Here is a 12,604-nt window from a genome sequence, read left to right as displayed (position 1 = left end):
TATCACAAAGACAAAGGGCGGCACATCGGCCGCCCTTGATTCTTACATCAACAATTCACATCACCCACACTTCGAATACCCACAATTCAAACAAGTCTGACAATTATCCATCAGCACAAGCGCCTTGGTATTGCACTTGCTGCACAGACTCGCACTGGCCGGAAACGCCCCACCCTCGGCACTCTCAGCAGCCGGCATATCGGTATCCTCAGCCGTCTTCTGCCCACTCTCGTAAGCCGCCCGCTTCTCCTCCATCAACGCCCGCTGACTATCGCTGATATCCGGGTCCTTGATCATGCCGATCAGCTTGAGATGCTGCTCAATGACAGACCCGATCTCGGCGACGATGGACGGCATGTACACCCCACCCGCCTTGAAATACCCACCACGCGGGTCGAACACGGCCTTCATTTCCTCGACCAGGAAGGTGACGTCGCCGCCCTTGCGGAATACCGCGGACATGATGCGGGTCAGCGCCACGATCCACTGGAAGTGGTCCATGTTCTTGGAGTTGATGAAGATCTCGAACGGGCGGCGCTGCTCGTGCGGGGTGCCCTGGTTGAGCACGATGTCGTTGATGGTGACGTACAGCGCGTGCTCGAACAGCGGCGACTTGATCTTGTAGGTGGAGCCGACCAGAACCTCCGGGCGCTCCACGCTTTCGTGCATCTGGATGACCTCGGCGCCGGCACTCTTGGGCTTGGCGGCGGCCTTGGGGGTCTCGGCGGGCTTGTCGTCCGGCTTGACGACCTGGTAGCCCTTGATTTTCTTTTCGATCTTGATGGTCATGTCGGTGGTTCCTGTCTCGCCCTGCCGGAAAGAGGTCCCGCCCCGGCACCATGCCGAAGCGGGCTCAGTGTTCGCGGTCCGGTGCTGCGACCGCGCTGGCAGTGGGCTCGGTAGCCGCCGGTGGCGGCCGTCCCGGCGTCGGGTTCTTGCCCGTCGCCTCGTTGTCGGCAGTCTTGCCGCTGCCTCGGCTTCCCCCTTGGGGAATGTCCAAAACTTTTTGTCGTCATCCCGGCGAAGGCCGGGACCCAGTGACTGCGCGCACTTGCGTGGTCCCAAGGCGCTGGGTTCCGGCGTTCGCCGGAATGACGGGGTGCTCAGAACTTGCCGTAATAGCCTTCCTTGAGGGCATCGAACAGGTTGGCGGCGGTGTGCAGTTCGCCGTCGTATTCGATCTCTTCGTTGCCCTTGGCTTCCACCACGGTGCCGTCTTCCAGCTCGAAGCGGTAGGTGGTGTTCTCCAGGTCCGATTCCTTGACCAGCACGCCCTGGAAGGCGGCCGGGTTGAAGCGGAACGTGGTGCAGCCCTTCAGGCCCTGCTTGTACGCGTAGACGTAGATGTCCTTGAAGTCTTCGTACGGGTACTCGGTGGGCACGTTGGCGGTCTTGGAGATGGACGAGTCCACCCACTTCTGCGCCGCGGCCTGCATGTCCACGTGCTGGGTCGGCGAGATGTCGTCGGCGGCCACGAAGTAGTCGGGCAGCTTGGCCTTGGGGTCGTCCGAGTACGGCATGGCGTCGGCGTTGATCAGCGCGCGGTAGGCCAGCAGCTCGAAGGAGAACACGTTGACCTTCTCCTTGGTCTTGCGGCCCTCGCGGATGACGTTGCGCGAGTAGTGGTGCGCGAAGCTCGGCTCGATGCCGTTGCTGACATTGTTGGCCAGGCTCAGGCTGATGGTGCCGGTCGGCGCGATGGAGGTGTGGTGGGTGAAGCGCGCGCCCTGTTCGGCAAGCTTCTCGACCAGCTCCGGCGCGGCCTCGGCGATGCGCTGCATGTAGCGGCTGTACTTGGCGTGCAGCACGGAGCCGCGGATCTTGCCGCCGACGGTCCAGCCGTCCTTTGCCATCTCCGGACGCTTGCGCAGCATTTCGGCGGTGACGGTGTATTCGTCGGCCAGCACCGGCGCGACGCCCTTCTCCTCGCCCAGCTCCAGCGCGACTTCCCAGCCGGCCACGGCCATCTCGCGGGCGACCCGCTCGGTGAACTCGGCCGCTTCCTTGGAGCCGTAGCGTTGCTTGAGCATGGTCAGCGTGCTGCCCAGGCCCAGGAAGCCCATGCCGTGGCGGCGCTTGTTCATGATCTCGGCGCGCTGCTGCGGCAGCGGCAGGCCGTTGATCTCGACCACGTTGTCGAGCATGCGGGTGAAGATCTTCACCACCTCGCGGTACTCGTCCCAGTCGAAGCGCGGCTTCGGACCGAAGGCGTCGCGCACGAACATGGTCAGGTTGACCGAGCCCAGCAGGCACGAGCCGTACGGCGGCAGCGGTTGCTCGCCGCAGGGATTGGTGGCGCGGATGTGCTCGCACCACCAGTTGTTGTTCATCTCGTTGACGCGGTCGATGAGGATGAAGCCCGGCTCGGCGTAGTCGTACGTCGAGACCATGATCATGTCCCACAGATGACGCGCGCGAACGTGGCCGTAGATCTTGCAGGCGACCAGGCCGTCCTCGCGGTCGACGTAGTCGGCGTGCGTGGGCCATTCGCGCCACACCACCTGCGACTCGTCGTTGAGGTCGACTTCGTGCTGTTCCTTGATGTGCACCGGGAACACCAGCGGCCAGTCGGCGTCGGCCTCGACCGCCTGCATGAAGCCGTCGGTGATCAGCAGCGACAGGTTGAACTGGCGCAGGCGGCCGTCCTCGCGCTTGGCGCGGATGAACTCGCGCACGTCCGGATGGCGCACGTCGAAGGTGCCCATCTGCGCGCCGCGGCGGCCGCCGGCGGAGGACACCGTGAAGCACATCTTGTCGTAGATATCCATGAACGACAGCGGGCCGGACGTGTAGGCGCCGGCGCCGGACACGTACGCGCCGCGCGGACGCAGCGTGGAGAACTCGTAGCCGATGCCGCAGCCGGCCTTCAGGGTCAGGCCGGCCTCGTGCACCTTGTCCAGGATGTCGTCCATGGAGTCGGTGATGGTGCCCGACACGGTGCAGTTGATGGTCGAGGTCTTGGGCTTGTGCTCCTGCGCGCCGGCGTTGGAGGTGATGCGGCCAGCCGGGATCGCGCCATGGCGCAGCGCCCACAGGAACTTCTCGTACCAGGTCTGCTTCAGTTCGTCAGTGGTCTCGACGTCGGCGAGGGCGCGCGCGACGCGCTTCCAGGTGTCGTCGACCTCGACGTCGACGGGTTCGCCGGTCTTGGCCTTGAGGCGGTACTTCTTGTCCCAGATGTCCTGGGACGCCGGCTGCAGCGGAATGGCGGTGATGTCGGTGCCCATGGCTTTCTTGCGTGCCGTGCTCATTGTTCCGAAGCCCCCCGCCCGATGGTCTCTACATGCATGAATCTGGCCTTGTTTTTCTGGTCCGCCGGCGTGCGAACCGGCGGCGAAGCGGTGTCGCTGCGCACGCACGGAGCGAGCGCATCGACGGAAATTCCTGTTATCGCTGGCGAACCCTGGAAGTCACTGCGCACATCCCCCGTGGGCCTGAGGCCCGTGCTGCACGTTGATCCGGCGTACTCGTGAATGGGACACAAGATGTTGTGATCGCTCGCGAGAGACAACACTAACCCTGCGGTGGGCGCTTGTAAAGCATCCAAATGGCCGAGGTGATCGGGAGGCTGCGCAGGGGCCTGAATGCTGAAGAAAAGCGGCGCTCGGGAGGCATCCGGGACGGTTTTGTCCGCGCCTTGAGAAACTCCGGAAGGGGTTCCACAGTCCATGTTCCATGGGCGCCCCGCGCCCGCGACCGACACACCCAAGGAGACGACCATGCAAGCTGCCGCACCGGCGCGCCTCTCATCCACGTTTCTCGCCCTCTGCCTGGGACTCGCCGCACTGGTTGCCGCGCTGCCCGCCGGGACCGCCCACGCGGCGCTGCCGACCGCCGTGAACGGCCAGCCCGTGCCGTCGCTGGCGCCCATGCTCAAGCAGGTGACCCCGGCGGTGGTGAACATTTCCTCGAAGACGCTGGTGCGCGAGCGCAATCCGTTCTTCAACGATCCGGTGCTGCGCCAGTTCTTCGGCAGCCCGCCGCCGCGCGAGCGCGTCGAGCAGAGCCTGGGGTCGGGCGTGATCGTGAACGCGGCCAAGGGCTACGTGCTGACCAACAACCACGTCATCGCTGGCGCCGACGACATCACCGTCACGCTGAAAGACGGCCGCGACTTCAAGGCCAAGCTGGTCGGCGCCGACCCGGACACCGACATCGCGGTGCTGAAGATTCCCGCGCAGAACCTGGACGAGCTGCCGCTGGCCGATTCGGGCAAGACCCAGGTCGGCGACTTCGTGGTCGCGGTGGGTGACCCGTTCGGCCTCGGCCAGACCGTGACCTCGGGCATCGTCTCGGCGCTGGGACGCAGCGGGCTGGGCGACACCTACCAGAACTTCATCCAGACCGACGCCTCGATCAATCCGGGCAATTCCGGCGGCCCGCTGGTGAACCTGAACGGCCAGCTGATCGGCATCAACTCGATGATCTATTCGCCGTCCGGCGCCAGCGCCGGCATCGGTTTCGCCATTCCCGCCAACCTCGCGCACGAGGTCATGCAGCAGTTGCTGAAGTACGGCAAGGTGCGCCGCGGCAGCCTGGGGCTGTCGGTGCAGGCCATCAACGACCGAATGGCCCGCGCCCTGCACCTGAAGCGCGCGCAGGGCGTCGCGGTGACGCGGGTGCAGACCGGCTCGCCGGCGGACAAGGCCGGCGTGCAGGCCGGCGACGTACTCACCGCGATCAACGGCAAACCGGTACGCGGCCCGCGCGATCTGGACAACAGCGAGGGCCTACTGCCGGTCGGCAGCCAGGTCGACCTGACCCTGCTGCGCGACGGCCGCACCGTGCACGTGACCTCGCGCATCGAACCGGAGCAGGTCGCGCACGCCGACGGCGCCAGCATCGACCCGCGCCTGGACGGCGTGCGTCTGAGCGGCCTGACCCGCAATCAGCGCCACCAGGGCCTGTACGGCGCGCGCGTGGACACCCTGCAGGACGGCAGCCGCGCGGCCCGCAGCGGACTGCAGAAGGGCGACGTCATCATCGCCGTCAACCGCCAGCGCATCGCCACGCTGCGGCAGATGCGCGAGCTGCTGAAGGAATTCCACCCCTCGCGGCTGGTGCTGACGGTGGTACACGGAAACCGGCTGCGTTTTGTGATGCTGCGCTGAATTCAAGCACTTCCACCGCCCGTGGATGAACGCAACGTGACGCGCTAGACATGCGGGATACAGCGACGGACCGCATAATCGTGGCTGTATTCCCATGATCTGCCTGTCCCGTATGAAGATCCGATTCCGCTACATCGCCGCCTTCGCCCTGGCCTGCGTCACCGGCAGCGCCTTCGCCCACGGCGGCCGCGCCCCGGCCGGCCACACGCTGACCTGGCGCGGCGACGTCACCACCGCGCGCGCCTTCGTCGACGACATGGCCGCGGCCTGGCGGCGCAGCGGGCACGCGCGCGTGACGCTGGAGCCGTTCAACACCATCTCGGCGCTGGATCAGCTCAGCCACGGACAGGTCGACATCGCCGGCACTGCGCGCGGCGTCGCGCCGCGCCGCGCCGAGGAGAAGTCGCTGCAGTTCACGCCGGTGGCCTGGGACGCGCTGGTCATCATCACCAATCACCGCAACCCGGTGCGCGGCCTGACCCTGAAGCAGCTGCACGACATCTACTTCGGCAAGATCCGCAACTGGAGCCAGCTCGGCGGCCCGCATCGCCCGATCAATGTCTACGCGGTGGCCAGTCCCAGTGACGGCGTCGAATTCAGCCTGCGCCGCCTGCTGTACGGGCGGGGCAACCAGCCCGTCGCCGCACCGCGCCTGTACATCAACGTGAAGAGCCTGGAGAAAGCCGTGGAGCTGGATCCGGACGGACTCGGCGTCAGCACGCTGTCCGGCGTGCACGGCAACCGCAAGCTGAAGATGCTGGCCATCAGCGGCGTGCGTCCGAGCACCGCGCACGTGGCCAACGGCAGCTATCCGCTGTACACGCCGCTATACCTGGTCACGCGCAACGACGAGCACAACCCCAGCGCGCAGGCCTTCATCGATTTCACCGCCAGCGCCACCGGCAAACGCATCCTGCGCAAGCATCATCTGCTGCCCTACGCCGACGGCACGGCGCTGGCCCAGGGCGACGACGAACGCATGGCGAACATCGCCGACGCGGTCGGCCGCGTGATCCACAACGGCCCGACCGCCGCCCCGCGCGCCACCTACACCTCGCGCACGGCCATCGCGCCGACCTCGCCGCTGACGCGGGCCGCGCGCGATCGCATGCTCGACAAGCAGGCGCGTGAGGCGGAAAACCGCAAGGCGGCCAAACGCTCCAATGCGGCCAATGCCGCCGCCACCCGCAAGGCAAGCGACAAGCAGGGCTGATCTCCCCGATCCGTACGCCCTTCGACGCCCGGCCATCGCGCCGGGCGTCGTCGTTTACGGCGCCCTGACGCTGCATGCCCAGGCAGGCAACCGCGGTATGCTTGTCCTTTCGCACACAGCACTACGCAGAAGGAGTTGGGCATATGAGCGGATTGATCGAATACCGAGGCCGTGGCGCCGTCACGCCGATCGAGGCCGTCGACCGCCAGAGTATCGCCGCCTGCCGACGCCGACTGGGCGCCGCGGCGCGCCGCTGGCTGGATGCCTCCGGATTCGAGCCTTCGCGCGGCAGCGCCGTGCTGATTCCCGACGACAAGAACGGCCTGGCGCGCGTGCTGGTTGGCGTCGACCCGCAGCAGCCACTGGCGGCCCTCGCCGGCCTGCCGCAGCAGCTGCCCGCCGGCCGCTACCGGCTGGCCGAGGAAGGCGTCGCGGTGGACCCGCAGCTGGCGGCGCTGGGCTGGGCGCTGGGCGCGTACCGCTTCGACCGCTACCGCAAGAGCGCGCCGGTGCCGGCGCAGCTGGTGGTCTCGCGCGCCGACCTGAACACGCTGAAGCCGCAGATCGAGGCCGTCGGCCTGGTCCGCGATCTGGTCAACACGCCGACCGAGGACATGGGGCCGGAGCAGATCGCGCAGACCATCAAGGACATGGCGCGCACGCATCGTGCAAAGGTCAAGGAATGGGTCGGCGACGCGCTGCTGAAGGCCAATTTCCCGACCATCCACGCGGTCGGTCGCGCCAGCCACCGTGCGCCGCGCCTGGTCGAGATGACCTGGGGCAAGGCCACCGACCCGAAGCTGGTCCTGGTCGGCAAGGGCGTGTGCTTCGACACCGGCGGCCTGGACCTGAAACCGTCCGCCGGCATGCGCTGGATGAAGAAGGACATGGGCGGCTCGGCGCACGCCATCGCCCTGGCCAGCCTGGTGATGGCGGCCAAGCTGCCGGTGCGCCTGACCCTGCTGATCCCGACCGTGGAGAACGCGGTGTCCGGCAACGCCCTGCGCCCCGGCGACGTGGTGCGCACGCGCGCCGGCCACGCGGTGGAGATCGACAACACCGACGCCGAGGGTCGCCTGATCCTGTGCGACGCGCTGGCCTACGCCGGCGAGCAGGACCCGGACCTGATCGTCGACTTCGCCACCCTGACCGGCGCCGCGCGCGTGGCGCTGGGGCCGGACCTGCCGGCGCTGTTCACCAATCGCGAGCCGCTGGCGTCGGGTGTGCTGGAAGCCGCCGAGGCCACCCACGACCCGATGTGGCGACTGCCGCTGTGGCGGCCGTACCACAGCATGCTGAGTTCGTATCTGGCCGACTTCGCCAATTCCGGCGCCTCGCGTCACGCCGGCGCGATCACCGCCGCGCTGTACCTGGAACGCTTCGTGCCCGAGGCCACGCCCTGGATGCACGTCGACGTCTATGCCTGGAACGACAGCCATCGCCCGGGCCGCCCGCGCGGCGGCGAGGCGCAGAGCCTGCGCGCCTTCTTCGCCTTCCTGCAGAAGCGTTACGGCAAGGCCCAGCGCGCCAGCAAACCGCGCAGCCGCAAACGCTGACACCGCGCTCCGACATGCGGACGTCGCTCCCGCGACGTCCGCGATGCGTGCGGCACGCGCTTGCGCACGGTGCGAGGGCGGGGATACTGTCAGCTTCTCCCGTCATGGCAGAGGCTCCGATGATCCGGTTGCTGCCGTTGCTGCTGGTTCTGCTCACCGCACCGACATTCGCCTCCGGCGCACGCGCCGATGCGCACGCCGCCGCGCCCTCACCGACGCAGGTCTGTACACCGGCCTGGTATCACTGGGTCGACCGCAATGTGTCCACCCGCGATGCGCAGCAGCACGGACCCGACGTGGGTTCGGCGGAGTGGCAGTCGGCGCTGGAATTCCGTCTCGGACTGCGTGGCGACGCCAACCTGCCCGCCCGCGGCAGCAAAGCCTGGTGCCAAGCCATCGACGCCCGCGTGCGCCAGCGCATCGCCACCCCCAAGATCGCCACCACGAAAGACGCGAAGCACGTGTCGAACGGCCCCTCCTTCGATTGCGCCAAGGTGCAGCCGGGCAGCATCGAGGCGCTGATCTGCCGGGAACCGGCGCTGTCCGATCTGGACCGCAAGCTGGCCTTCCTCTACACCGCCGCCTCGAACAAGGTCGATGCGCGCATGCAGGCGCAACTGCGCGCCGAGCAACGCGGCTGGATCAAGGGCCGCGACGACTGCTGGAAGAGCGACGACCGACCCAGCTGCGTGCGCAGCGCCTACCTGCAACGCATCGCCGAGCTGGAAGCGCGCTACCGACTGGTGCCGTCGAAGGGGCCGCAAACCTACGCCTGCGACGGCCAGCGCGCCAACGAAGTCGTGGTGACGTTCTTCGAGACCCGACCGCGCACGCTGATCGCCGAACGCGGCGACCAGACATCGCTGATGTTCGCCGAGTCTCCCGAGATCTACCGGGGACGCAACGAACGCATCGTCCTGCGCGATGGTCACATGACGCTGGTCTGGGGCCACGGCGCCGCCCTCGTGCACTGCGAGATCGTCCCATCACGCTGAATCGACCGCGCGCAACGGCCACAAGGAACCCGCCATGACCAGAACCGTCCGTCTGCACTGCATCGACCGCGCGCCACCGGCAAGCCTCTGGGCACGGAACTGAATATCGTCCAGGAGAGGGGCGGCCCGACGCGATCCCAGTCGAGACCGGCTATCTGGGCGGGCAGGAATCGCTGACGCTGCTGGCTCACCGGGTCGAACCCGATATTCCGGACGGCACACCGTCCTGACCGCGTACACTCGACCGCAAAGCCATCGCCCGTCACGAAACGCCATGAGTCCGATCACGTTTTCACGCGAAGAAAAGGACCGAATCATTGGTCGCATCAAGCGCTATTTCTCCGAGGAACTGGATCAGGAGATTGGGCAGTTCGATGCCGAGTTCCTGCTCGACTTCTTCGCCGAGGACATCGGCGCCTACTTCTACAATCGCGGCCTGTACGATGCGCAGACGGCCCTGTCGGCGCGCCTCGACGATGTGCAGGACGCGATCGGACAACTGGAACGACCGACCGAATTCAGGAAATAGCCGCGCACTCTCTCCTATCGAAAACGCGACGGCGCGGCCAAAGGAGTGACCAAGCCATGTTGACGTCCCCGATCCTGCTTGTTGCCGTCGTGCTGATCGCACTGATCGCGCTGACGTATTTCAAGCGTGTCGCGAGCGGCTCGGTGGGACTTCCCTACCGAGCACGCAAGACACTGTTCTCCCCGGCGGAGCGCTCGTTTCTCGGCCTGCTCGATGCCGCCGTCGGCAGGGATTACCGCGTGTTCGGCAAAGTGCGCATCGCGGACATCGCCACGGTGCGCAGCGGTCTGGGCGCATCGGCGCGGCAGGCTGCCCTGAACCGGATCGCCTTCAAGCATTTCGATTTCGTGGTGTGCCGCGCGGACGATCTCTCGGTCGTCTGCGCGGTGGAACTCGATGACGCCTCGCACAACCGTGCGCGTGCGCGACGGCGCGACCGATTGGTCGCGGATGTATGCCGCGTGATCGACCTTCCGCTGCTGAACGTTCCGGCGCGGCACGGCTACGCCCTGCCGGAACTGCGCGAGCGCTTCCGTTCCTGCATCACGCCCGCATCGACGGTGACATCGACGGATGCGCCTCACCCCGCATCGCCGCTCGCTCCCTGAAAAGACAGGTCCGGTCCGGTTAGCATCGCCCCACCGTCCTTGCGCGATAATGGGACGCAGAAATCCCGCACTGCCCTCTCGCCTCGGAATCGCTGCATGACCCTATCCTCGACTTCCTCCGCGTCGCCGGACGACGCGGCCGGAGGCATTTCCGCCGGCCTGACCGTACTGCTCGCTGCCGCCTGCGGCCTATTGGTGGCGAATCTGTACTACGCGCAGCCGCTGGTCGGTCCGATCCATCGCGCCTTGGGACTGTCGGCCGAGGCCGCCGGCCTGATCGTGACCCTGACCCAGGCCGGCTACGGCATCGGCCTGCTGTTCATCGTGCCGCTCGGCGACCGGCTGGAGAACCGCCGCCTGGTCGTCGGCCTGGTACTGCTGTGCGCGCTGGCCTCGCTCGCCGCTGCCTTCGCGCAGGGACCGGACACCTATCTGATTGCCGCGATGCTGATCGGCATCTGCGCGGTCGGCGCCCAGGTGCTGGTGCCCTACGCCGCGCATCTCGCTCCGGAGCAGCGGCGCGGGCAGGTCGTCGGCAATGTGGTCAGCGGCATCATGCTGGGCATCATGTTCGCGCGCCCGCTGGCGAGCTTTCTCACCGACGCGTTCGGCTGGCGCGCCGTGTTCTTCCTGGCCACAGCGCTGATGGCGGCGCTGGCCGCGCTACTGCGGTGGCGCATGCCACCGCGTCACGCGCACGAACAGACGATGAGCTACGCGGCGTTGCTGGCCTCGCTGCCGGGCCTGATGCGCGACACGCCGGTGTTGCGCCGGCGCGCGCTGTACCACGCTGGCCTGTTCGGTGCGTTCAGCCTGTTCTGGACCGCCGTGCCCCTGCAGCTGGCGGACACGTTCGGACTGTCGCAGAACGGCATCGCCGTGTTCGCGCTAGTCGGCGTCGCCGGGGCGATCTCCGCACCCATCGCCGGGCGCATCGCCGACCGTGGCTGGAGCCATGGCGCCACGGCACTGGCCATCCTCGGCGCCATGCTGGCGCTGGCGCTGTCCTACGTCGGCCATGTCGCCGGCGATCTGCGCTTGGTGACGCTGGCCGCGGCCGGCGTGCTTCTCGATTTCAGCGTGACCGCGAACCTGGTGCTGGGCCAGCGCGCCATCTACAGCCTCGGCGCGGCCGAGCGCGGGCGCCTCAACGGCCTGTTCATGGCTACTTTCTTCGTCGGCGGCGCGGTTGGATCGGCACTGGGCGGCTGGGCCTATGCGCATGGCGGCTGGCCGCTTACCCTCGGCGCCGGTCTGGTACTTCCCGGTCTCTCGCTGCTGTACTTCCTGACCGAACGCCGACCGCGCTGACGAAGCGGGCGGAACGCGTCACCCGTGCCGCGCCGGACGCGGCGCGCCCGGCTGGTGCGCTGGGTGGCGGTATTCGGGCACGAACAGCACGATCACCGCGGCCAGTACGACACATGCCGGGACCGTCAGCAGCGCCATCCGCAGGTCACCACCGGCCAGGCTCTCCAGATCACCGACCAGCGGCTGGAAAATCAGCGCGCCACCGATGCCGATCATGTTGACGAAGGCGACCACGGTGCCGACGCGGCGGTTGTCCTGCCCCTCCTTGGCCATCACGAAGGTCAGCATCTGCAGGCCACCGAAGAAACCGCCGGCGAACAGCAGCGCGCCCAGTTGCCACTCGGTCAGCGCAGGCAGATAGAGCGCTCCGGCATAGGCCGCTCCGGTCAGCACCGCCCCGACAAACACCAGATACTTGCGATGGCCGAGCCGGTCGGAGAGCCAGCCACCGGCGATGCTGCCGCAGGCGATGCCCCAGAAGATCGTCGACACCACAGTCTCAGCGTGCACCGGAGTCAGTCCGCGGTCGCGGACCAGTTCAGTCACGCCCCACAGCCCGCCGTAGACGTTCACCGGCATGTAGTACAGCAGTCCGACCACGGCGATGCCCCAGGTCCGCGCGTCGCCGAACACGGCCCGCAGGCTGTCGCGTACATGGGCGGCCGCACCGGACGCCTTCGGCCCGGATGCCGGCGACGCAGGCTCGCGCAGGAACAGTGCGGCCAGCAGAAAGATCACGAAGCCGCCACATGCAGTGGCAATGAACACGACGCGCCAGCCCACGTGATCGATCAGCCCAGACAGGGCAACACCGCCGATTGCCGTGCCCAGCATGCCGATCGCGTTGACGCTGCCCGACAGCAGTGCGAAGCGTTCCGGCGCGAACCAGTGGTTGACCAGCCAAAGCGCCGAGACGAAGGCGAACGACGCGCCGAACCCCATCAGCACCCGGCCCGCGCCACCGACCCACGGCTGCGCGGTCAGCGCGAACACCAGCACGCCGCTCGCGCAGAGCGCGCTGCCCAGCAGCACGAAACGGCGCGCGCCGTAGCGGTCCAGCAGCAGGCCCACCACGATCTGCATCGGCGCGTAGATCCAGAAGAACAGACTGGCCAGAGTGCCGAAACGCGCATCCGACAGACTGTAGAAGCGCTCGATCGCCCCCGTCGCCAGACTCGGTTCGATGCGCACCACGAATTCGAAAAGAAAGAACAATGCGGCGATCGCGAATGCGATCCAGGCAGCCGTGGCGGGCGACCACGAACGGGACATAGTCATGCG

General features: G+C 67.3%; 11 protein-coding genes. 8 read left to right on the top strand and 3 right to left on the bottom strand.

What is annotated here, in order from left to right; genetic code table 11:
• Window positions 1–60 precede the first annotated feature (60 nt).
• Both BTJ49_RS04945 and BTJ49_RS04940 read right to left on the bottom strand, forming a co-directional pair.
• A complete protein-coding gene (locus tag BTJ49_RS04945) occupies window positions 61–789 on the bottom strand; it encodes an NrdJb (RefSeq protein WP_113064255.1) in 729 nt (242 codons plus the stop codon).
• A gap of 314 nt (window positions 790–1,103) precedes the next feature.
• Complete coding sequence (locus BTJ49_RS04940) at window positions 1,104–3,251, bottom strand: adenosylcobalamin-dependent ribonucleoside-diphosphate reductase (RefSeq protein ID WP_113064254.1); 2,148 nt, start codon at window positions 3,249–3,251, stop codon at window positions 1,104–1,106.
• A gap of 36 nt (window positions 3,252–3,287) precedes the next feature.
• On the opposite strand from BTJ49_RS04940, the gene BTJ49_RS15450 reads away from it, so the two are divergent.
• The 8 genes from BTJ49_RS15450 to BTJ49_RS04900 all read left to right on the top strand — a co-directional run bounded on the left by BTJ49_RS15450 (window position 3,288) and on the right by BTJ49_RS04900 (window position 11,323).
• On the top strand, window positions 3,288–3,473 hold the full coding sequence (locus BTJ49_RS15450; RefSeq protein ID WP_146742273.1) for a hypothetical protein: 186 nt from the start codon (window positions 3,288–3,290) through the stop codon (window positions 3,471–3,473).
• Between the two features lie 246 nt (window positions 3,474–3,719).
• Entirely contained in the window at window positions 3,720–5,111 is a 1,392-nt protein-coding gene (locus BTJ49_RS04935) for a DegQ family serine endoprotease (protein ID WP_113064560.1), read from the top strand.
• Window positions 5,112–5,223: 112 nt separating this feature from the next.
• Complete coding sequence (locus BTJ49_RS04930; RefSeq protein WP_168184668.1) at window positions 5,224–6,324, top strand: substrate-binding domain-containing protein; 1,101 nt, start codon at window positions 5,224–5,226, stop codon at window positions 6,322–6,324.
• A 143-nt stretch (window positions 6,325–6,467) separates the two neighbouring features.
• The gene (locus BTJ49_RS04925; RefSeq protein WP_113064252.1) at window positions 6,468–7,880 is read left to right on the top strand and encodes a leucyl aminopeptidase family protein; all 1,413 of its coding nucleotides are present in this window, start codon (window positions 6,468–6,470) and stop codon (window positions 7,878–7,880) included.
• A 119-nt stretch (window positions 7,881–7,999) separates the two neighbouring features.
• Complete coding sequence (locus BTJ49_RS04920) at window positions 8,000–8,875, top strand: lysozyme inhibitor LprI family protein (protein WP_168184667.1); 876 nt, start codon at window positions 8,000–8,002, stop codon at window positions 8,873–8,875.
• Window positions 8,876–9,149: 274 nt separating this feature from the next.
• Window positions 9,150–9,404 (top strand): DUF2164 domain-containing protein, encoded by a 255-nt coding sequence (locus BTJ49_RS04910; RefSeq protein ID WP_113064250.1) that lies wholly within the window; start codon window positions 9,150–9,152, stop codon window positions 9,402–9,404.
• A 56-nt stretch (window positions 9,405–9,460) separates the two neighbouring features.
• Window positions 9,461–10,012 carry a DUF2726 domain-containing protein gene (locus BTJ49_RS04905; RefSeq protein WP_113064249.1) on the top strand — a complete coding sequence of 184 codons (552 nt, stop codon included), beginning with the start codon at window positions 9,461–9,463 and terminating at the stop codon, window positions 10,010–10,012.
• A 96-nt stretch (window positions 10,013–10,108) separates the two neighbouring features.
• Window positions 10,109–11,323, top strand: a complete 1,215-nt coding sequence (locus tag BTJ49_RS04900) for an MFS transporter (protein WP_113064248.1) — start codon at window positions 10,109–10,111, stop codon at window positions 11,321–11,323.
• Window positions 11,324–11,341: 18 nt separating this feature from the next.
• Here the strand turns inward: BTJ49_RS04900 and BTJ49_RS04895 are convergent, their stop codons facing one another.
• Window positions 11,342–12,601, bottom strand: coding sequence for an MFS transporter (locus BTJ49_RS04895; protein ID WP_113064247.1), 1,260 nt, complete (start codon window positions 12,599–12,601; stop codon window positions 11,342–11,344).
• Between the last annotated feature and the right edge of the window lie 3 nt (window positions 12,602–12,604).

Origin of the sequence: Oleiagrimonas sp. MCCC 1A03011, assembly GCF_003267965.1 — a bacterium.
GTDB classification, from domain to species: Bacteria; Pseudomonadota; Gammaproteobacteria; order Xanthomonadales; family Rhodanobacteraceae; genus Oleiagrimonas; species Oleiagrimonas citrea.
Note: the sequence above shows the minus strand (reverse complement) of the source record. Positions and strands in the feature narration are given on the sequence as shown.